19 protein-coding genes are annotated in these 20,362 nt (G+C 45.8%); 7 read left to right on the forward strand and 12 right to left on the reverse strand.

What is annotated here, in order from left to right; genetic code table 11:
- The first annotated feature begins 24 nt into the window (after positions 1 to 24).
- The 3 genes from MHN02_RS16500 (at position 25) to MHN02_RS16510 (ending at position 2,730) form a co-directional block, all read left to right on the forward strand.
- Positions 25 to 273, forward strand: coding sequence for a hypothetical protein (locus MHN02_RS16500; protein ID WP_239247406.1), 249 nt, complete (start codon positions 25 to 27; stop codon positions 271 to 273).
- A gap of 147 nt (positions 274 to 420) precedes the next feature.
- Positions 421 to 1,500 carry a CNNM domain-containing protein gene (locus MHN02_RS16505; protein WP_014951013.1) on the forward strand — a complete coding sequence of 360 codons (1,080 nt, stop codon included), beginning with the start codon at positions 421 to 423 and terminating at the stop codon, positions 1,498 to 1,500.
- 51 nt (positions 1,501 to 1,551) lie between these two features.
- Entirely contained in the window at positions 1,552 to 2,730 is a 1,179-nt protein-coding gene (locus MHN02_RS16510; RefSeq protein ID WP_239247408.1) for an energy transducer TonB, read from the forward strand.
- A gap of 20 nt (positions 2,731 to 2,750) precedes the next feature.
- On the opposite strand, the gene MHN02_RS16515 is transcribed toward MHN02_RS16510, so the two are convergent.
- The 4 genes from MHN02_RS16515 to pdsR all read right to left on the reverse strand — a co-directional run bounded on the left by MHN02_RS16515 (position 2,751) and on the right by pdsR (position 7,896).
- Entirely contained in the window at positions 2,751 to 3,884 is a 1,134-nt protein-coding gene (locus MHN02_RS16515; RefSeq protein WP_239247410.1) for an outer membrane beta-barrel protein, read from the reverse strand.
- Positions 3,885 to 3,979: 95 nt separating this feature from the next.
- A complete protein-coding gene (locus MHN02_RS16520) occupies positions 3,980 to 4,747 on the reverse strand; it encodes a methylamine utilization protein (protein WP_049588991.1) in 768 nt (255 codons plus the stop codon).
- Positions 4,748 to 4,974: 227 nt separating this feature from the next.
- The gene (gene pdsS / locus MHN02_RS16525; RefSeq protein WP_239247411.1) at positions 4,975 to 7,143 is read right to left on the reverse strand and encodes a proteobacterial dedicated sortase system histidine kinase; all 2,169 of its coding nucleotides are present in this window, start codon (positions 7,141 to 7,143) and stop codon (positions 4,975 to 4,977) included.
- Positions 7,144 to 7,206: 63 nt separating this feature from the next.
- Positions 7,207 to 7,896: a proteobacterial dedicated sortase system response regulator gene (pdsR, locus tag MHN02_RS16530; protein WP_049588993.1), complete on the reverse strand. Its 690-nt coding sequence runs from the start codon at positions 7,894 to 7,896 to the stop codon at positions 7,207 to 7,209.
- A 741-nt stretch (positions 7,897 to 8,637) separates the two neighbouring features.
- Between pdsR and MHN02_RS16535 the strand changes: the two genes are divergently transcribed.
- From MHN02_RS16535 to MHN02_RS16545, 3 genes are read left to right on the forward strand one after another with little or no spacing between them, the layout of a single operon-like run.
- On the forward strand, positions 8,638 to 9,570 hold the full coding sequence (locus MHN02_RS16535; RefSeq protein ID WP_239247412.1) for an ABC transporter ATP-binding protein: 933 nt from the start codon (positions 8,638 to 8,640) through the stop codon (positions 9,568 to 9,570).
- A gap of 26 nt (positions 9,571 to 9,596) precedes the next feature.
- Positions 9,597 to 10,412: an ABC transporter permease gene (locus MHN02_RS16540; RefSeq protein WP_205676508.1), complete on the forward strand. Its 816-nt coding sequence runs from the start codon at positions 9,597 to 9,599 to the stop codon at positions 10,410 to 10,412.
- Complete coding sequence (locus MHN02_RS16545) at positions 10,412 to 11,080, forward strand: SAM-dependent methyltransferase (RefSeq protein WP_239247413.1); 669 nt, start codon at positions 10,412 to 10,414, stop codon at positions 11,078 to 11,080. Before MHN02_RS16540 ends, MHN02_RS16545 begins: the two co-directional genes overlap by 1 nt.
- A gap of 96 nt (positions 11,081 to 11,176) precedes the next feature.
- Here MHN02_RS16545 and MHN02_RS16550 read toward each other — a convergent pair whose 3' ends face one another.
- The gene (locus tag MHN02_RS16550) at positions 11,177 to 11,908 is read right to left on the reverse strand and encodes an EAL domain-containing protein (protein ID WP_014951004.1); all 732 of its coding nucleotides are present in this window, start codon (positions 11,906 to 11,908) and stop codon (positions 11,177 to 11,179) included.
- 563 nt (positions 11,909 to 12,471) lie between these two features.
- Here MHN02_RS16550 and panP point away from each other — a divergent pair.
- Entirely contained in the window at positions 12,472 to 14,106 is a 1,635-nt protein-coding gene (gene panP, locus MHN02_RS16555) for a pyridoxal-dependent aspartate 1-decarboxylase PanP (protein WP_014977595.1), read from the forward strand.
- Positions 14,107 to 14,218: 112 nt separating this feature from the next.
- On the opposite strand, the gene panC is transcribed toward panP, so the two are convergent.
- The 7 genes from panC to sfsA all read right to left on the reverse strand — a co-directional run bounded on the left by panC (position 14,219) and on the right by sfsA (position 20,245).
- Positions 14,219 to 15,070 (reverse strand): pantoate--beta-alanine ligase, encoded by an 852-nt coding sequence (gene panC / locus MHN02_RS16560; protein ID WP_239247414.1) that lies wholly within the window; start codon positions 15,068 to 15,070, stop codon positions 14,219 to 14,221.
- Positions 15,071 to 15,081: 11 nt separating this feature from the next.
- Complete coding sequence (panB, locus tag MHN02_RS16565; RefSeq protein ID WP_014977593.1) at positions 15,082 to 15,876, reverse strand: 3-methyl-2-oxobutanoate hydroxymethyltransferase; 795 nt, start codon at positions 15,874 to 15,876, stop codon at positions 15,082 to 15,084.
- A gap of 57 nt (positions 15,877 to 15,933) precedes the next feature.
- A complete protein-coding gene (gene folK, locus MHN02_RS16570; protein ID WP_049588998.1) occupies positions 15,934 to 16,431 on the reverse strand; it encodes a 2-amino-4-hydroxy-6-hydroxymethyldihydropteridine diphosphokinase in 498 nt (165 codons plus the stop codon).
- The gene (gene pcnB, locus MHN02_RS16575; RefSeq protein ID WP_014977591.1) at positions 16,424 to 17,743 is read right to left on the reverse strand and encodes a polynucleotide adenylyltransferase PcnB; all 1,320 of its coding nucleotides are present in this window, start codon (positions 17,741 to 17,743) and stop codon (positions 16,424 to 16,426) included. Before pcnB ends, folK begins: the two co-directional genes overlap by 8 nt.
- Positions 17,744 to 17,841: 98 nt before the next feature.
- Positions 17,842 to 18,765, reverse strand: coding sequence for a tRNA glutamyl-Q(34) synthetase GluQRS (gluQRS, locus tag MHN02_RS16580; protein WP_239247415.1), 924 nt, complete (start codon positions 18,763 to 18,765; stop codon positions 17,842 to 17,844).
- A gap of 73 nt (positions 18,766 to 18,838) precedes the next feature.
- The gene (gene dksA, locus MHN02_RS16585) at positions 18,839 to 19,288 is read right to left on the reverse strand and encodes an RNA polymerase-binding protein DksA (protein WP_014950997.1); all 450 of its coding nucleotides are present in this window, start codon (positions 19,286 to 19,288) and stop codon (positions 18,839 to 18,841) included.
- A gap of 240 nt (positions 19,289 to 19,528) precedes the next feature.
- Positions 19,529 to 20,245: a DNA/RNA nuclease SfsA gene (gene sfsA, locus MHN02_RS16590; protein ID WP_239247416.1), complete on the reverse strand. Its 717-nt coding sequence runs from the start codon at positions 20,243 to 20,245 to the stop codon at positions 19,529 to 19,531.
- Positions 20,246 to 20,362: the final 117 nt, after the last annotated feature.

A 20,362-nucleotide genomic window follows, 5' to 3' on the forward strand; every position in this document is an offset into this window, starting at 1 on the left:
AGATGTGTATAAGAGACAGCGTTAGTGCTTTACCTTTTCAGTGTTATCTCTGCGAGTATTGGTTTTGGTTACGCACTGAACTACCTAGTAGCTTCGTTTTCTTTAGCCTCTATGATCAAAACGCGAAGCCATGTTCATGAGCACGGTGCAGACGTTCAGGTGATTTATGGGTTATGCGCGATTTTATTGGCGGGGTTAATGTTAAGGCTGGGTCTGAAAAAGCTGCAGCAACACCGTCATAACCAAGAGCAACATTCGGCGTGCTGCGGCTAACAGTAGCCCAGCGGATGCCTTTCATAATAAAGCGCTCAAATGATATTCATAGAGCGCTTGTATATCCCGCTCTATTATCCATAATAGTCGTTCAACTTATTAAAATTAAAACGCGTTTAAACCTACAAGGACGCTTGGAATAACTACATGCTTTTACTTATTGTGTACGTCTTCATTGCACTGGGCTTTTCTTTTTTGTGCTCCATTGCAGAGGCTGTGATTCTGAGTGTTTCGTCCGCTTATATCTCTGTGTTAGAGAAAGAGGGCAAAGCCAGTGGTGCGCTACTACGTAAGCAAACCGATAATATAAATACGCCTTTATCAGCAATATTAACGCTGAACACTATTGCTCATACTATGGGGGCTGCCGGGGCAGGTGCGCAAGCGGCAGCAGTATTTGGTGACGCCTATCTAGGCGTTATTTCAGCAGTCCTTACACTCCTTATTCTTATTTTTTCTGAGATTATCCCTAAAACACTTGGTGCAACCTATTGGCGAACACTAGCGCCAGTAACCGCATATTTTCTTAAATACCTTTCAATTGTACTTATGCCGTTCGTTAAAATGTCTGAGCTAATGACGAAAGGCTTTAAAGAAGACAGTCCACTTCGCGGGTTAAGCCGTAGTGAGCTTCACGCCATGGCAGAGTTGTCGGGGCAAGAAGGTCAGCTAGCGAATCACGAAGCGGCGTTTCTGCAAAGCTTGTTAAGTTTGCACGAGCTGAAAGTGAAAGATGCGATTACCCACCGCACGGCGCTATTTAAAGTGTCGGAGTCGATGACGGTAGAAGGCTTTTTCCACAAGCACGCCAATATAGAATTTTCTCGTATCCCTGTGTTTGAAGACAGCGACTCAGAAAACATTACCGGCTTTGTGATGCGTTCTGATTTATTGGTGGCACAAGCCAGAGGTAACACTGATAAGCCGCTTTCTGAATACGCAAAAGATATGGTTACCGTGTTAAACACTATGCCGCTGTCAGTCACCTTCGAGCACTTCATCAATAAGCACGTGCATATGTTACTGGTGGTTGACGAGTACGGCGGTTTAGAAGGAGTGCTTACGCTAGAAGACCTGCTCGAACGCTTGCTAGGTGTCGATATCGTAGATGAAAAAGACACCACGGTGAGCATGCGTAGGCTTGCCAAGATGATGATGAAACGCAAAGAACAAATGATGATCAAAAACGTACCCGATGCGTCGCTTGAGAGTTCGTCTAAAAAATAGAATTAGCGCTAATTCACTCGTAATGTTTAGCCATTATTAAGGATGATAAATATGAAACAGGATTTATGGAAAAAAGCACTAAGAAAAGAATATTCAGCCCAGGAAAGTATTGTTAAGCAAACCCAATCGTCGCTCGTTTTAGCGGCTTTGCTCGCTACAGGTTTCACGGCAAGTGCAGCTGCACAGGAACTGAGTATCCCATGTGATGATCTTGAAGAAAAAGCGCTCGCTGAATCGAAAGCTGATGAAGTAGAGCGCATAAGTGCATTTACACCAGCGACGCCTTTGAAACGTGTCGATCCTAGATACCCATCTCAAGCCATTAGAAAAGGCCGAGAAGGTTGGGTTAGGCTAAGCTACGTTATCGACGAAGAAGGCAGAGTGAAAGACCCTGTTGTAGAAGACTTCTTTGGAAGCCCTTCTTTCAAACGCAGTGCACTGTCAGCGGTTAAGAAATGGCAGTATAACCCCGCGATCAAAGATGGCGAACCTACCCAGCAGTGTCATCAAGCAGTCCAAATGGATTTCGCTATAAGCGGAAAAAGCGGTGCCACACGCAAATTTATTAAAGCTTATAAAGACGCAGAAGAGCGCTTTAATGCGGGTGATGTTGACGCGGCTGATGAAGCACTTAAAGAGCTTCTAGCTTGGGATACGCTAAACCGCTATGAAAATACGTGGTTGCTAAACTTGGAGTCGCATATAGCGAGCAAACAAGGCGACGTAGAGAGGGAAGCGCAAAGCCTAACGCGATTACTTGCCAGCAACGGTAGTAAGCGCTTCAATAACATGGTGTTTGATGAAGATTATGTGGCATACGCCCTTCAAAGAAAAATCATACTCGATGCTCAGCGTGGGTACTATGCAGAAGCATTAAAATCCTACACCACACTTCAAGACATGGAAGCGCAAGAAACGCGTATTGACGAGATCGCGCCGCTAATTAGTCAGATTGAAGAATCTATTGCATCTGAGCAAAACTTGACCGTGCCCGTAACGATAGGAAGTGATGGGAATTGGTTCCATACTCTTGTGCGAAGTAAGTTTGCTTTTGGCAACATCCAAGGCGAGCTTGATACCGTTGAAGTCCGTTGTGATACTCATCGAGAAAAATTCACGGTTGCCGAAGCGCATGTCTGGCAAATTCCAAACTCTTGGGGACAGTGTCAGGTGATGGTGAAAGGTGACAGCGAAACAAAATTTGATTTAATTGAAGTGGCGAAAGGGTAGGACGAACACCAGTCGCTTCGCTACAGAGTTACAGTGAATGCCAGTTGAAATAGTTGCTCTCTATAGTCCTCGTCGGATTGGAAAAAACGTAAATTCTCCTGATGCCCTGAATTTAATTGCCACTCTGTGCTAACGGATAAATAAGCGGTAATGTCGTACCTTACGCTAACGGTAAAGGCGTTACCTCTGCTTCCATTCGGGTCATACATAACATCATCGTTATCTACCACCTGATACCAGTCCCCACGCATGGCTAAAGTTAAATCTTCCCAGCCTAATTGCTTTAGGTTGTATGCCGCACCGATATACGCACTGGAAAAATCGTTGTCTACGATATGCTCCCCCATCAAAGTGTCACCTAGTAGCACTTGAGAAAACACCGTTAACTCAGGTCGTGGTAAGTATCGGAGTGTTAATGAATGAAAGCGCGTATGCCAGGCATAAATACGGTCAGGGTCAACAATGTTCGGGTCTGCATTATTGTCGTAATAGTAATAACGCAACTCGGCCTTTCTAGCATAGGCTAAGTGAACTCCTACGTAGTACCCAAACCGATTGTCAATTTCCCTGAAGGGTTCAGTCCATGCCGGTGCGTTTAACTTATCTTCATCGACGACGCCGGGAATGGGGAGGAAGTTTACGCGATCATTATAAACGGACTGCCTGTCGTGAAGGGCAAACCCTCGCCAAGAAAGCAGAGTGCCGGTGGAATCATTACCTTTGAACACGCTGCCTAATACTTTCCATGACCAGTGGCTTCTTATTTGCCTGCCATTTTGTCGTAGACTTACTTCGATACCGCCCGTTCTTAGTTCTTCACCCACCCAACTATTAATTGCTGAGTTACTCAGGAAATGAGGCGATAACCAACCCGCGTCGGTATTTTCCGCTGAGAGAGCGGGAAAAAATGCCCCTATTTTTACTTCAGGCTTTATGCTGGATGCGACTAACGGGCGATATTTTAAATAAAGCTCGGAAAATCCAACCTTTTGATCCCCATCGCTATAACCATTGATGACGCCAACTGCCGACCAACTATCCGCTAACATAAAGTCAGCTATTACTACAGCATGAGAGAGCTGTATACCGTTACTTTCATAACGCTGATGGCCGGCCCCCATTTGCTGAAAGCTCCGCGAATCATCTTTTGCCACAAAGCTTGTTCTTACTAGGGCCTTGGTTTCTCCGTGAACCTGAAGTGTTAAACTCGTGCAAAGCAAACAGACGGTTAAGGCAAAGACATTACGCATTAATAATCGCCAAATCCTTCGTCGAAGTCATCGTCACTGAAAACTGCATCAAGAACAAATTTGTATTCTTGTGAGTTGGTGATATGCAATGTTGCGCTGTTAAATAGTTTCACATCAGGTTGCTGCGGGTGCCAGGTCATAACACTGTACTCGCCTACCGGAAGTGAAACATTCATTACGCCTTCTTCATCGGTTTTTGCGAAAAATGGACTGTCGGTTACCACAATATAGCCCAGCATCCAGTCGTGAATATTGCAGCCAATATCTACAATACCAGCTTGCTCAAAGCGAAGCGGTTCAGCGGTAAACTCTTTATAGAGTTTTAGCTCAAACTGTTTTGTAGGCGAAAAAGAATACACGTGATGAAAAAGATTATCTGCGTTTGGAAACGAAATATCTGTGCCTGATTGAACAACAAGCACGTGAGGCGCAAATTGTTTATCGATTTGATTCATTATGGCGGGCTCTTCTTCACGCTGTGGCGTTGATGCAAGCGTAAAGTTAGGCGTTAGGGTTAACACCATATCTTTCACAGGCTCCCCATTGGCGTCGCTAACGTATATCGAAATGGTTGGCGTTGCTGATAAGGATGTATCAGCGGCATGTGCCCATGAAAGGGTAGCGCCGGCTAGTAAGAGAGCGCTCGATGTGAATGTACCTGTGATAAAACTAGTTATGTTGAACATGCTCGCCCTTCGATGAGAAGTAAAGAAAATAGAAAGCGCAAATGACATGGATTTAATCAATAACGTGTTGTTTTTTTGCATTGTAATTCATTCTTTATAATGGCTTTAGCCTTTGACAGAAAGGCAAAGCGCTATGCGTCCTTTGTTGACACGAAAGCATATGACTACGTATAGCCTATTCAATACCAATCCGTATAGATAATAACCTATGCAGACTGGTATGAGGTATGTGCTCGGCTTTCGCTATCTATGTAGCAAAGTTTATTAGACTCTAACTATAGACCGAGTTGGACGTTTTTTTCATTCATTTACATCAAAGGAAAGCGTGCGCTGACGACTACACCTGTACTATCCTTCCGATTGAATAAAGATAACTGACCTTTGTGGAAGGTCATTATGATGTTGGCAATGTAAAGCCCTAGCCCCAAGTGCGGTGAAGAGGCATTTTGCACATCGTTTTCTTTTCTCACCGACACCATAGACTGAAGCAACTGAGACCTCATTCCTTCTGGAAGGAGCGGTCCGGTATTACTAATGGTTAGCTCAGCTTGCTTGTCCTTAACCGTAATACTGACTTGGATTTCACTTTCTTTTTCACTGAAATCTACGGCGTTAGCGATAACTTTATCGAATATTTGAGCCGTAAGTTCAGGGGAGCCAAGTATGCGCGCAGTATCAGCATTGTGGGTAAAACTAAAGCGTCGATGGCTATAGGCATGTTCGTAACCAGCAATACACCCAGATATCACCTTAACTAAGTCGAATGGTTCTAAATCTTCTTGTTGAATGGCCTGCTCTAATCGGGTGGCTTCACTCATACTGTTTAATATTGTACTTAGGCGGTTCACCCCTGATTGCGCCCTTTCAACAAAAACGGCTTGTTGGTCGGCGTCATTAACCTGAGTCAGCATATCCAGCGATGATTTTACCACGGCAATGGGCGTTCTAAGTTCGTGAGACAAGCGGGATGCCATGTTTTCTAAATAGGAGTTGTACTGCTGTAACCGCGAAAGCACATCCGCAAATGAACGGGATAAATCACCAATTTCATCACGCTGATTTGAAACCGGAAGTGTGCCAATGATTTTGCCATTATCATCTATCACCGCTTCGGTGTTATCGCGAAGGGAGCGAATGCGGTTTGAAATTCGCGTAGCGAACAGCAGTAACCCTAATGTACCTATGGTCATCACTGCTAAAATCACGTGAAAGAGCTGTTCTAATGCCCGGTTACGCAACGTACGAATGCCATTGGTGGTTTGCTCTACAATAACCGCCCCCATTACGTTGCCTTCAATAAAAATTGGGTAGGCAGCGGAGAGTACTATGGCTTTGTTATCGGGTGACAAACGCCATAGTGAATCGGGTTGGCCATTCAGCGCCGTGCCTAAATCCTGCCCTACCAATGCATAAGCATCGTCTAGCTCGTCAATAAAGTCGGCAGGTGGTTGTGTTAGAATTTGATAGTAAAGTGGAAGTAACCACTCACTTTCTATCCAATTCCAAACAGTATTGGAAGACGTTTCTTTTTCATCTACTTTAATGCCTGTGGCCGATTGAATGTCACCAGCGCGAGCGAGTACCCGCTTGTGCTTATCTACAACCCACACCCTTGAATCTGCATATTTTAAACCTGCCAGAATACGCTCGATTTCAGGAGAAGGTGTGATAACAGTACCTAATTCAGCAAGCTCTTTTGTGTTCGCCGTACCTAAGGCGTACTGCTTCAATCGACTTGCCCTGTCGTCTACATCGACAATGGAAAATGCGAGGCCACCTGTGGTCATGGATAGCGGAAAGCGTAGTTCAATGTTGTAGCCCGTAGCTGTCTCTTGCCAGCGACCTTGAATAGAAAGGGCATTCTCTACTGCTCTTGTTGTCGGTGTGTTATCTGCGAGCTTGTACGCATTTACCCAGCCACTTTCGTACGGTGCAACAACATATCTTGCTAATTCACCCTGTGGGGTTTCCATGCCCACAAGTAAGTGGTCGCCTGTCTCCACGCTTAAACTATTGGGTTGCCGCCAAAGCAGCACGTCATCGCTCACTTCAAACATGGCATATAGAAATTGACCATAGCGCCCCACCATATGTTTGAACGATAAGCTGGTGGGTTCTCCCGCAAAGCCATTGTAATACTCAATAACTTCGCCACTGCCATACTCACTCATTAACTCGCTGACTTGCTGCCAGTCGTTAAGTTCGCCATCAAGTCGAATAGGGGACGGGATAGGCGGCGCGTAAAGGTCTGTTCCAGGGCGTACGTCTTGAAGATACGCCGATTGGCTATCAAATAAAGCGGGGCGCTCGTGAAGTGCAGTGGCAACAGCTCGCGCTGTGCCAATCATGGTTTGTTCTTGACCGTTTCGCAGATACTGCTCAAGCTCCCACACATAGTTATAACCCAAGTAGGGAATGGTGAATAAGAACAGCGACAGCACCATAAGCTGCAAACGAATAGAAAAGCGAAATCCCATGTTTTTAGTCGGTTGCCCTTATCATTTAATCAGATAAAACGCGCGGTCTTTGTCGAAAGCCAGCTACAGCTGCCAGCGATACCCCATGCCGTACACGGTGTCGATATGATCGAAGTTTGGGTCAAGCTGTACAAACTTCTTACGCATACGTTTAATATGTGAAGTAATAGTGGTGTCGTCCACTACCATTCTAGACTCATCCATAAGCTGTTGACGACTTTTAACATGACCAGGGCGCTTAATAAGTGCATGCAGCATCCAGAACTCTGTCACCGTCAATAAAACGGGCTGGTTTTGCCAGCTTACCGTCATTCTCGATACGTCTACTTTTAAGTCGCCTACTTTTAGCTCATCTTTTTGCTCTGAGGGAGCAGCAAGTAAGTCTGTACGCCTGAACAAGGCCGCAATGCGTGCTAGCAGGTGAGCCATGCTGATATCTTTAGTCAGGTAGTCGTCCGCGCCCATTCTAAGGCCGCTGATAGTGTCTACATCGTTATCTCGTGCAGTAAAAAAGATGATAGGTAGGGTTTGTGACAGGCCTCGAAGTTGCTGGCACAGCATAAAGCCCCCCTCAATTTCATCTTTCAAACCAATATCGATAATGGCTAAGTCGGGTAAGGTGTGGTTAAACGCTTCAGCAGCAGAAGGCCTGTCCTCATAGGCATTCACGCTATAGCCCTGCGCTTTAAGCGCCATAATGTAATTTTCGCGAATGGCCGCGTCATCTTCCACTAATGCAATTGTCTTTGGCATACATTAACCCGCAAATATTATTCTGATAGAGCGCACACTATACCTATGATTGGCAGCTATTGCCTAAGTTCGGCATAAAATCCTCAAGCCTGCCTCATTTACGCCATATTTGAGGGGCGCATCGTGAACTTTAACCTTGGGACAGAACCCCACAACGTCCCGGAGCGCGGATTAATATAAGGCTCGGCGAGCAGCTTAACGTGCTAAATCTATGGGCACGCTAAATCACCATCACATTTCCACAATTACGCGCTTTTTCTGCCATGAATAACGAGTTTAATAGCATTTGTCCGTCGAGTTTAGCGCACTGCTTTTTTTAAGTGCTAAGCAAGCGAGGCGGATTGCACTGTAGAAGCCTCTTCAAAGACTAGAAGAGGGGAAAACAGTGCCGTGGAAGCGGTAAGGCTGAACTTCTACGTAAAAGTCTCAATTATCTGTGCAGACCGGGATTAAGCTATCCCTTGCGCTGCGTGCTACCCCAACGGTACGCGGCGCTTTTTTATTGGGGTTGAAAAACGGTGTTTCCGCTCTCATTTAGAAAACGAAAGTTTAAACTGTTTAAAGTAACCACTAAACGCGAGTGTATTCATTTAGTAGCATGAACTAGGTTACACTTCGTTGGTTGTACGTTGTTAGCGACAGCTAACTGCATCTCACTAAAGTTAATTAGGGCGTGCTGACCTTTGGTTTGCATCAAAGGTCAGTATGTCTTAGTGATCACACTCTCACTACGGGCAAATCATGAAAGCGTTGGACATTAAAGGGTTAACCAAAACCTACAAAGGTGGCGTACAGGCACTAAAAGGCGTCGACCTTACAGTACAAGAAGGAGACTTCTTTGCATTACTTGGCCCAAATGGGGCGGGTAAATCTACCACTATTGGTATTATCAGTTCACTCGTTAATCAAACTACTGGCAGTGTTGCGGTGTTTGGTTATGACCTTACAACGCAGAAAGAGCATGCTAAAGCCTGCATTGGTCTGGTGCCACAAGAGTTCAACTTCAACCAGTTTGAAACTGTACTTCAAATTGTATTGAATCAGGCAGGTTACTACGGCGTGCCTCGCAGTATCGCCAAAGAGCGCGCTAAAAAATACCTTGCTCAGCTTGACCTGTGGGAAAAACGCGATGCCCGCGCGCGTGAGCTATCAGGCGGTATGAAACGAAGACTGATGATTGCTCGAGCGCTCATGCATGAGCCGAAATTGCTTATTTTAGATGAGCCAACAGCGGGCGTAGATATTGAGATTCGCCGCTCAATGTGGGGCTTTTTAGAAGAAATTAATCGTCAGGGGATTACCATCATCCTCACTACCCACTATCTTGAAGAAGCAGAAATGCTGTGTCGCAATATCGCCATTATTAACAAGGGCACCATTGTCGAGAACACTAGCATGAAAGCTTTATTGTCTAAGTTAAGTCTAGAAACCTTTGTATTGGATATCAAAATTCCAGATGGTGTGTCGAATACGGATAACCTGCTAATGGGCTTTGAGCACCGTTTGATTGACGACCACACCCTTGAAGTAGATGTTGAGAAAACGGAAGGGTTGAACCCGGTTTTCACACAGCTAAGTGAAAAGGGTATTCAAGTGATGAGCATGCGCAATAAATCAAATCGCCTTGAAGAGCTATTTGTGCGTTTAGTTGAATCAGCGAAGCAAGCTGGCTAAACCCATAGCAAATAAAGGTGAAGAACATGAAAACTGAAAGTACACAAATGAACACAGAAGAAAACGTGGGTTGGTTTAAGCAAAACTATGTGGCGCTAACCACTATTTGGATAAAAGAATGCACGCGCTTTTTGCGCATATGGGTACAAACCCTTGTGCCGCCAGCTATTACAATGAGTTTGTACTTCGTGATATTCGGTAGCCTCATCGGCAACCGTATTGGCGAAATGGGCGGCTTTACTTATATGGAGTTTATTGTGCCTGGCCTTATTATGATGTCGGTGATCACAAACTCCTACGCCAATGTGTCGTCATCATTTTTTAGTGCTAAATTTCAGCGCAATATTGAAGAGCTGTTGGTATCCCCTGTGCCCACCTCGGTCATCATTCTGGGGTATGTGGGCGGCGGCGTGGCCCGCGCCATACTTATAGGTATTATTGTTACCTTGGTGTCGCTGTTTTTCGTTGATGTGCAAATACATAACTTGGGTATTATTGCGCTAACGTTGTTACTGACTTCTACCCTGTTCGCAACGGCAGGCTTGATCAATGCGGTATTTGCGAAAACCTTTGATGATATTAGCGTGGTGCCAACGTTTGTATTAACACCGTTAACTTACTTAGGTGGTGTGTTTTATTCCTTATCGCTACTGCCTGAATTTTGGCAATGGGTAAGTAAAGCAAACCCTGTTGTGTATATGGTTAACGGGTTTCGTTATGGCTTCTTGGGGGTCTCTGACGTAAACGTAACCTTATCGCTTACATTATTAGTAGGCTTTAACGCGCTGTTATTCAGTGTTGCCTACTATTTGCTTAAAACCGGTAAAGGTATTCGTAGCTAATGGCCAGCGGTAATTCTAGAGAAATCACAACATCACAGGTAGGTATTCACGATAAGTTAGACGACTTAGTGAAAAAGTACCAAGCGAGTGAAAATAAGCGACCGATTAGCGACCATACACAAGTCGCTTTTGACGATGTCAGCGCGTGGCTTGATGGCTTTAGCGGCGAGATCATTTTAGATTCATGCTGTGGTGTTGGCGAAAGTACGGCGAATATTGCAGGAGCAAACCCTAATGCGCGCGTTATCGGCATTGATAAGTCGGCGCTGCGGGTGGATAAACACGAGCATTACAGCGCACAGCAAGACAACTATCGGGTAATTCGTGCCGATGTAAATGATTTTTGGCGCTTAGTAAAGCAGTCAAGTTGGAACGTGACTCAGCACTTTTTGCTGTATCCCAATCCGTACCCCAAAAAGACCCAAGTTCAAAAGCGCTGGCATGGCAGTGCAGCTATGGTTGACCTGATGGCCATCACCCCCAATATTGAGGTGCGTAGCAATTGGCTCATTTATCTAATGGAATTTGCGCAAGCGGCTAAACACTACGGCATGGTGTCAGATTTATCTGAAGTCACTGGCGATGATCACATGACGCCGTTTGAGCGAAAGTACCGAGGTAGCGGTCAATCGTGTTGGCAGCTTAACTGCCGTAGTGAAGAAAGCTGAGCTTTCTATAGCAGCAAGGACTGCGGGAAACTGATAATAGCGGGGCGAGATGAAGATTTCGCCCCGTTTGTTATTCAAATTCGTATAATTCGCTTGTTAATGGCGCGCAGTGGCACTTCGCACATTCGCCATAGGCGGACTAAACACATACCCCTGTGCATAACGAATGGGCAGGCGTTTTACGCGTTCTAGATGCGCCTCATCTTCTACGTGCTCGGCAATAGTGCTTACTCCATGGCGTTCACATAGCGACAGCAGATAGTCTACATATTCCCTCACTGCCTCTTGTTCGTCATAGTGTTTAATTAGCCCGCCAGCGAGCTTAATCCCCCGAACCGGCAAGTTCATAAGCGCTCGTATGTTACCTGGGCATGATCCAACGTTGTCGATGAAAACGCCCAGCCCCACATGCATGCTTTTTTCGATAAATGCGGTAAGGCTTTTCGGATTGGATAGGGCAGTAGAAGCACTCACTTCTATACTTACACGCTCCGGCGTGGGATAGCTTGCTAAATGGGTGATGAGGGTATTAGTAAGCTCTACATTGTGAAGGTCATTGGCAGTTATATTGATGTTCCAAGGGATATTAACGTCGTGAAAATAGCTGGCACATTGCACAAACATGCTCGCTGCAAGCGTATTTACGTGTTGTTCGCGCTCTATAAGGTAGAGAAATTCGCTAGGTAAAAAAGTCTTATCACCTCGGGTTATCAAGCGTGCCAGGCACTCGTAGCGCCATACTCCTTGGCTTTGTAAGTCAACGATGGGTTGAAAATAAGGCACGATATCATCGATAGAAAAATCCTCGGAAATTTCACGAATGGGCATAAACAGACCCCCTTGCTTTGAAGCAGTACTTTATCGCAGCGATGAATGCTTGAATGTGAGTTCAATGGCTACTTAGGCTCGCAATTAGAAGATGGAAAACCAATACGAGAGACCCGTGTTGGTACTATTCATAAATTAAATATAGTAGAGACTGATAAAATTTGCGGTACAAAATTCGGGGGAATTCGTTTAAATACGTGTGCAGAGTTAACCGCTTCATAAGTTTTTTGCATGTAATAAAACGTTAATAGTCGCTTAAATGCCGTGCGCTAACCCTTGGCGAGCATTGCAATCTGATGTAAAGTGCGACACCCTGAAAGTATTGTGATAAGTTTTCAGGTTTGGCAACGAATGGACCGCGTCAACGCGCATTAGCCCAGCCGATGTACCGTTAAGGGATATGTTGGATAAATAGCTGCACCAGTCGCAAAGTAATTGTGTCGAATGCTATTTGGCTAAAAGGAAAAGTAAGTGTCAGGCCGGTGTCCTACAAAACCGCCTGTTGATTTCGCCCAATAAATGTAAGCGAAATGTGTGATTGTTTTAAGTATGAGGTGTGTTGAGTGGGTGAAGCGCAAGTTAGTTTAGAGCACCTGTTTAGGGTCTTTACCAAGCCTGAACACAAAGACTCAAAGCTGGCTCAAATAGAGCAGCATTTATCTGACAATATCTTAGATTTTTTGTCGCAGCACGTAGTGACAAAAAAGACGTCGTTAGAAGAAATTGAAAAAGACTTTTCAGACTCCAAGGTGCCTGAGTCACCCGAGTTTGTGTCTACTCATGCTGAAAGCTTGTTAGATAAGCTTGTTGCGCATTCAGTTAATACTTACTCGCCTACCTTTATTGGTCACATGACCTCAGCGTTGCCCTATTTTCACCTGCCGCTTTCTAAGTTAATGGTCGGGCTTAACCAGAACTTGGTTAAAATAGAAACGTCTAAAGCTTTCACGCCGCTAGAACGTCAAGTATTGGGTATGATGCACAACCTTGTGTACGATCAGCCTCAAAGCTTTTACGACAACCATCTACACAGTGCGGCCCATTCTTTGGGGGCATTTTGTTCTGGCGGAACCATTGCCAACATCACTGCCTTATGGGTGGCTCGCAACAAACTACTAGGCCCACAAAAAGGGTTTTCTGGCGTGGCAAAAGCAGGTCTTGCCGCTGCCTATCGTCACTACGACATTAACAATTTAGGCGTGATGTGCAGTAAACGTGGGCATTACTCGCTGTCAAAGGCAGTGGATGTATTGGGGTTAGGCCGCGAACAATTATTAACTGTGCCCGCGCCAAAGCAAACCCTAGATCCAGCAAAAGCCCTTCGCATTGGCAAACGTTATCAAGAGGAAGGCAATAAGCTTCTTGCTATCGTTGGGGTAGGCGGCACCACCGAAACAGGGCACGTAGACCCACTAGACGAGCTTGCTGACGTAGCCAAAGAGTTAGGCTGCTGGTTCCATGTAGACGCAGCCTGGGGCGGCGCTACGCTGTTCTCGGCGCGCTATCGCGACAGACTAAAAGGTATTGAACGCGCAGACTCAGTGACTATTGATGCACATAAGCAAATGTACGTGCCAATGGGCGCAGGAATGGCGCTTTTCAAAGACCCACAAAATGCCAATGCGGTAAGACATCACGCGCAATATATTTTGCGTGCAGGCTCTAAAGACTTAGGTGCTACCACGCTTGAAGGCTCCCGAAACGGTATGGCCATGATGGTGTACTCGGCGCTGCATATATTCGGTCGCAAAGGGTACGAGCTACTTATTGATCGCAGCATTGATAAAGCCAAAGACTTTGCGCAGATGATTGATAAAGCCCAAGACTTTGAATTGACGACCACACCTATTCTATCACTGTTGACCTATCGCGTTTGTCCCGCTGAAGTGCAGGAAAAGCTGAAGCATGTGAATGCTAAAACCCGCAACGCTATTAATGAGAAGGTTGACGCCCTTGTTGTTGCGGTACAAAAGCAGCAGCGTGAAGCAGGTAAGTCTTTTGTGTCTCGTACTCGCCTGGAAGCGCCGGATTACCCTTCCCAGTGTATTACCGTGTTTCGCGTAGTGTTAGCGAATCCGCTTACTAGCCATAACGACTTGGCCGCAATTTTGGCTGAGCAACACTTAATTGCGAAAGAGACTCAGGCTTGGAAAGAGCTAATGGATTTCGTTCGCGAAACAGAAACCGTTGCGTCTTAAAGACTTCAGCAGCAACAAATAAAAAAACGCCCGATACAGGCTCTGTTTAGGAGTCATGCATCGGGCGTTTTCTTTTGTAGTTCGAGACTATCCGCGAGGATTGGTATTACGCTTAATCTCGCGTAATTTGCATATTATCAATTAAGCGTGTCTTGCCCATAAACATAGCAACCAGCAAAACTAACTCTTTGTCGCTATCGTTAGCCGGTTCAAACGTGGCGGCGTTAACTACCTGACAGTAGTCCTTCTTAAAGCCTTTCGCTTCAAGGTTACTGACCATGGTATTTTCAAGCTCAACAAAGTCGGTGTTACCGCTTTCTATACCCGCTTTTAAGCGCTGCATTTCTGCAAAAATAGCACTCGCGGTCGCTTTTTCAGTGTCTGTGAGATAGCCATTTCTAGAGCTCATTGCCAGACCTGACGTCTCGCGCTCAGTAGGCACGCCGTGGACTTTCACTGCCATTGATAAATCGCGAGCTAAAGCGCGAATAACTTGAAGCTGTTGGAAGTCTTTTTCACCAAAAAACGCATCGTCGGGCTGTACCATGTTGAAAAGCTTGGTCACCACGGTAGCGACGCCGCGAAAATGGCCAGGGCGACTGGCGCCACAGTGCGAGTCTGAAATACCGGGCACTTCAACGAACGTCTGCGCATCCAGACCTGCCGGATACATTTCCGCTACGCTAGGTAAAAACACCGCGTCAGCACCCACAGAAATAAGCTTAGCTTTATCTTCTTCGATAGTGCGTGGATAGGCGTCTAAATCTTCGTTCGCACCAAATTGCATGGGATTAACAAAAATGCTAACCACCACTTTGTCGTTGTGCGCTTTCGCTTTTTTAACTAGTTTGAGATGACCATCGTGCAGGTTGCCCATAGTGGGTACAAAACCTATGGTTTCACCATTACGTCGCCATGCGTTCACCGTGCTGCGTAATGCTGAAATACTATCAACCACCTTCATAATTTACCTCGTTACTCGAAGCTGTGTTCAGCCGATGGGAACGCACCGCTTTGCACATCTTCAATATATTTTGATACGGCTTTGCGCATATCGCCGGTTTCTACAAGGTAGTTCTTTGAGAACTTCGGCATATAGTTTGCGCTGATGCCAAACATGTCGTGCATCACCAGAATTTGACCGTCGGTATCTTTGCCTGCGCCTATACCGATTACCGGTATGGTTAGGGCTTCGCTAACCGCTTTGCCTAGCGATGAAGGCACGCACTCAAGCACTAATAACTGAATACCGGCTTCTTCCAACGCTTTCGCTTCGCTAAGCAGTTTTTCAGCCTGGCTCGCTTCGCGGCCTTGTACTTTAAAACCACCGAATACGTGCACTGACTGAGGCGTTAAGCCTAAATGGCCACACACAGGGACGCCGCGCAGGTTTAAGCCTTTGATGGTGTCGCACAACCAGCTTCCACCTTCCATCTTAACCATACTTGCACCTGCAGCCATAAGCTTTGCTGCATTGGCGTAGGTTTGCTCAGGAGTGGCGTAAGACATAAACGGCATATCGGCTAATACGAAGGCGCGTTCAGTGCCGCGACGCACACTTTTCGTGTGGTAGGCAATGTCATCGATGGTTACCGGTAGGGTGTCGTCTTCACCTTGAAGGACCATGCCTAAAGAGTCGCCAATAAGAAGGGCGTCAACGCCTTGTTCGTCGAACATTTTGGCGAAGCTGGCGTCGTAAGCGGTTAAAGAGGTGATCTTTTCCCCGGCCTGCTTTTTCTTAAGCAAGCCCGATACAGTTACTTTCTTCATGACATGTCTCAGATTGATATTGTTGGTATCGTGTGGCGAACTATACGGATTTTGCCGCTAATTGGAAGAGCGCAGGCGACGAAGTCCATCCAGCGAGCAGTTAGCGACCCATGCCGAGATGGGTTTGCCATCGTGCATAACCATATTGGGCGCAATTTCAAACAGCGGCACCATAACGAACTCGCGCTCTGCCATGCCGTAATGGGGAATGATTAAGTCTGCGGTGTCGATAGTTTCGCTGCCGTACAACAAAATATCCAAATCCAACGTGCGTGGACCCCAGCGCTCACCTTTGCGCTCACGGCCTTCTTCCAGCTCAATGCGTTGCAGCTGCTTCAATAAGCCGTGGGGCTTTAACGAGGTCTCAATTAAGCACACCGCGTTAATATAGTCAGGTTGGTCTTGCGGCCCCATCGGTTTACTAGAATAAAGTGAAGAGGTTTTAAGTACGCGGGTGTCTTCGATTTGACCTATCGCATCAAACGCGCGCTGGGCTTTTCCCCGGCTATCGCCGAGGTTGCTACCTACACCAATGTAAACGTGCTCTTTATGCATCAGGACCTCGCTTCGCTGGTTTACGCTTGCGCTTACGCGGGGCACCTTTTGCGCCGCCTTCGCTTTTGCGAAGGGCGTTAAGCATGCCTTTCTGCTTACCGTTGTCAGCGTGCTGGAAGTGCGTCCACCACTGAGCTAGCTCTAATAGATCGCCTCCTTCAATTTGGCCGCGGGCAAGTAAAAAGTCATAGCCAGCTCTAAATTTAGGGTGCGTGAGCAATTGGAAAGCGCGACGGCCAAAGCGCTTAGGTAGGCGTTGCTGTAAAATCCAGATGTCCCGAACCACGGTAGAGAAGCGTTTAGGGATCATAATACGTTGTGTTTGACGTGCGATAACCTCGCCTGACGCAATATTAAATGCATCGTGAGCATTTAAGCCAGACTCACTTTGTAAGCGTTGTGACTCTTCTTCAACCGGATACCAGAGTAGTGCGGCGTAAAGGAACGCTGGCGTAACTCGCTGGTCGCTATTAATACGCTCGTCGGTATTGGCAAGTACGCGACGTACAAACTGCATTTCACGGCTGTTTTCATCTTTCAAAAACGGCGTTAGCTGAGGGAACAAAGGCTCGATTAAGCCGTATTCGTGCAGCATTAAGAAGGTTTCTTCTCCCTTACCCGATAAAAACAGTTTAAGGGTTTCTTCAAACAAGCGCGCTGGTGGAATGTTCTGTAAAAGGTTGGCCAGAGATTTTATCGGTGCAGCGGTTTTTGCTTCAATGCGCATGCCAAGCTTAACGGCAAAGCGCACCGCACGTAGCATGCGTACCGGATCTTCACGGTAGCGTGTTTCCGGGTCGCCAATAAGCTCAACTTCTCGCTTTTCTATAGCGGCTAGGCCATTCGCGAAGTCTTTTACCGTAAAGTCTGCCACGCTGTAATACATGGCGTTAAAGGTAAAATCACGGCGTTCAGCATCTTCTTCAATGGTGCCAAATACGTTGTCGCGAACTAATTGTCCGTGAGCATCACGCTTTGCAACCGCTTTGCCTTTAGGAAGGTTTTCGTCTTCGTCTGACTCTTGGTGATGCCCGCGGAACGTGGCTACTTCAATGATTTCGCGGCCAAACACGATGTGGGCCAAACGAAAGCGCCTGCCGATAAGGCGGCAATTTCTGAACAAGCCTTTAATCTGTTCAGGTGTGGCGTTCGTCACCACATCGAAATCTTTTGGTTCGTGACCCATCAAAATGTCGCGTACACAGCCTCCTACCAAATAGGATTCGAAGCCAGCTCCATTAAGGCGATACATTACTTTCAATGCATTTGCGCTTACGTCTTCGCGAGATATACCGTGTTCTCCACGGGTCATAGTCCTTGGCTTTAAAGCGTTAGGAGACGAACTCTCTTTTGAAAAAGCGCGCTTAACAGATTTAAAAACACGATGAATGATGATGGTATCTCCGCAGACTATAAAGGTTCGCTATAATAAGTGGATTCATGCTGTGGAACAATAATTTCGGGTGTTTTCACTACTTTTTTCCTATCCCACATTGAAATAGCCGTCTTAAGCGCTGAATCAATATCACCAAATTCTGAGGCATTTGGAAAGGAAAAGCCTAAAAAGTGCATCACACGCACGAGATTATCTAAAGCTGTTTCGTTTTTAACCGGCGCTGCACGGTTTTGTTTACTTAGTTTTCTGCCTGGTGCCACGGCAGCGACCGGCACGTGACCGTATTCAGGAGTAGAATAGCCCAGCGTGTGATATACGGCGCGCTGTAAAGGCGTGACATCAATTAAATCACACCCTCTAATGACATGGTTAACTTGCTGAAATAGGTCATCTAAAATCACGACAAGGTTATACGAAAATAAGCCATCTCGTCGTTTCAGTACTACGTCTTCGGCTATTAAATCAGAGCTTGAATTAGAGGGCATAACTTTGCCCATAAGCACGTCATCAAAGGCTTCAAGTTGAGTATCTACTTTTAAACGAACTGCACAGTCCTGTGTGTTGGAGTGTACTGGCTCAGTCCGACAGTGGCCGTTATAAACACCGCCCATGGCTTTAATTTGCTTACGTGTGCAGGTACAAAAATAGGCTTTTTGTTGTGTAAGTAAGTCATCGAGAACCGCTTGATAACGGGCATGTTGTTGGCTTTGATAGATGACGTCGCCGTCCCAATACAGGCCGTGGGCTTCTAGGGTAGTGAGTATGTCTTTATCTACACCTTCAATACAGCGCGGCTCGTCTATATCTTCCATGCGTAGCAGCCATTTTCCGTTATGGCTTTTGGCATCTAGGTAGCTGGCAACAGCGGTAACTAACGAACCGAAGTGAAGTTGGCCGGATGGAGAGGGAGCAAAGCGCCCTACATAGTGGTTATGCATAATAAAGGCTTAACAAAAAGCCCCATCTTTTTGGGATGAGGCTTTCTATATCAACGTAATCGAGGTTAGTAACTTAACCTTGAAGTTGTTTTTCTTTGATTTCAGCCATGGTCTTACAGTCGATACATAAATCTGCTGTAGGACGAGCTTCTAAGCGACGAATACCAATTTCGATACCACATTGATCACAGAAGCCGAAATCGTCTTCTTCAATTCGCTTAAGCGTTTTTTCAATTTTCTTTATTAGCTTACGCTCACGGTCACGTGTACGTAACTCAAGGCTGAACTCTTCTTCTTGAGCTGCACGGTCTACAGGATCAGGGAAGTTTGCTGCTTCATCCTTCATGTGCGTTACCGTACGGTCAACTTCTTCACGAAGTTGGTTGCGCCATGCTTTAAGCAATAGACGGAAGTGCTCCATTTGGGGCTCGCCCATGTACTCTTCGTCAGCTTTTGGCTCGTACGGCTGTAAACCTGCCAGCGCTAATAGTCCTAGGGATTTTGTTTCTTTTCCTGTTGGCATCTGCCACATCTCCTACACTACGACATCCATCTTGTCCTGATTGGACCGATATCTATATCAGACTCGACAACTTCAGGCAATCAATCGTGTCTATGTAATTATTATGCTGGTGTATTGCTTTCATAAATTAGCCAGGTGTTTTTCATTTTACCAGCTGACTACCAGCAAACGCATTAGTGCGTTCTCCCACTAAAACAAGGCGCAAATATGAAGCCGAAATGAAAAAAATCAACCTATTTTTTATAAAATCAAAGGGAGTGTTTGATTTAATAGGATTTTTTGTTCGTCTATTATACAGCTTGCCGCTAAAACCGTTACACCAGCGTCAGCGGCAATCTTTACGCTTTCTGCATAAGTTGGATCAATATGTTCAGCCACTTGAACGCTTTCTATAGCAGTGTGTTGTACACAGAATAGTAGACTGGTTTTTATACCATTGTCAGATAAACGAGCAAGTTCTAAACAGTGTTTAGCGCCGCGCTGAGTAACTGCGTCGGGGAAGAACCCTTTGTTTTCATCCGCTAAGGTGACGGATTTAACTTCCATATACTCAGTAACACTCTGATGTTCAACATTTTTTCGGGTTAATGCAAAGTCGAACCGGCTATTGGCGGTTGGCGGTGTTACTTCTGCTTTCCAATCTGTGATGTCTGAAAATTCGCTTAGCACCTTGTTATCTAGCGCTTCCGCCACCAGTTTATTAGCATTGTGCGTATTAATGCCGATGAAGTGACCATCAAATGTTTGGGCTAGCTCCCATGTATACTTGAGTTTTCGATTTGGGTTGGTGGATTCACTTAAAAAGACAGTGTATCCAGGAACAGCACAGCCAGTCATAGCGCCAGTATTTGGGCAATGTGCAGTTACAATAGTGCCGTCGTCTAACTCAACATCGGCAAGAAATCGCTTGTACCTTTTTATAAGGGTGCCGCGTAATAAGGAAGGTGAAAACTTCATGTGTCGCCTTTTTTAGAATGTAGGTGAAAACACGTTAGTGTGATTCGCTAATTGATATGTGTGCTTTTGAACGAGCACGTATAGCGTATGCGCTTAGCGAACAAAGCGTATGTGGTT

The sequence above is a fragment of the Alteromonas sp. CNT1-28 genome, assembly GCF_022348345.1.
GTDB lineage: Bacteria > Pseudomonadota > Gammaproteobacteria > Enterobacterales > Alteromonadaceae > Alteromonas > Alteromonas macleodii.

Excerpts from the sequence above, each read along its gene's own strand:
- MHN02_RS16505 (WP_014951013.1), top strand. The coding sequence starts at position 421 with ATGCTTTTACTTATTGTGTACGTCTTCATTGCACTGGGCTTTTCTTTT.
- MHN02_RS16510 (WP_239247408.1), top strand. The coding sequence starts at position 1,552 with ATGAAACAGGATTTATGGAAAAAAGCACTAAGAAAAGAATATTCAGCC.
- MHN02_RS16520 (WP_049588991.1), bottom strand. The coding sequence starts at position 4,747 with ATGCAAAAAAACAACACGTTATTGATTAAATCCATGTCATTTGCGCTT.
- pdsS (WP_239247411.1), bottom strand. The coding sequence starts at position 7,143 with ATGGGATTTCGCTTTTCTATTCGTTTGCAGCTTATGGTGCTGTCGCTG.
- pdsR (WP_049588993.1), bottom strand. The coding sequence starts at position 7,896 with ATGCCAAAGACAATTGCATTAGTGGAAGATGACGCGGCCATTCGCGAA.
- MHN02_RS16535 (WP_239247412.1), top strand. The coding sequence starts at position 8,638 with ATGAAAGCGTTGGACATTAAAGGGTTAACCAAAACCTACAAAGGTGGC.
- MHN02_RS16540 (WP_205676508.1), top strand. The coding sequence starts at position 9,597 with ATGAAAACTGAAAGTACACAAATGAACACAGAAGAAAACGTGGGTTGG.
- MHN02_RS16545 (WP_239247413.1), top strand. The coding sequence starts at position 10,412 with ATGGCCAGCGGTAATTCTAGAGAAATCACAACATCACAGGTAGGTATT.
- MHN02_RS16550 (WP_014951004.1), bottom strand. The coding sequence starts at position 11,908 with ATGCCCATTCGTGAAATTTCCGAGGATTTTTCTATCGATGATATCGTG.
- panC (WP_239247414.1), bottom strand. The coding sequence starts at position 15,070 with ATGAAGGTGGTTGATAGTATTTCAGCATTACGCAGCACGGTGAACGCA.
- panB (WP_014977593.1), bottom strand. The coding sequence starts at position 15,876 with ATGAAGAAAGTAACTGTATCGGGCTTGCTTAAGAAAAAGCAGGCCGGG.
- folK (WP_049588998.1), bottom strand. The coding sequence starts at position 16,431 with ATGCATAAAGAGCACGTTTACATTGGTGTAGGTAGCAACCTCGGCGAT.
- pcnB (WP_014977591.1), bottom strand. The coding sequence starts at position 17,743 with ATGACCCGTGGAGAACACGGTATATCTCGCGAAGACGTAAGCGCAAAT.
- gluQRS (WP_239247415.1), bottom strand. The coding sequence starts at position 18,765 with ATGCATAACCACTATGTAGGGCGCTTTGCTCCCTCTCCATCCGGCCAA.
- dksA (WP_014950997.1), bottom strand. The coding sequence starts at position 19,288 with ATGCCAACAGGAAAAGAAACAAAATCCCTAGGACTATTAGCGCTGGCA.
- sfsA (WP_239247416.1), bottom strand. The coding sequence starts at position 20,245 with ATGAAGTTTTCACCTTCCTTATTACGCGGCACCCTTATAAAAAGGTAC.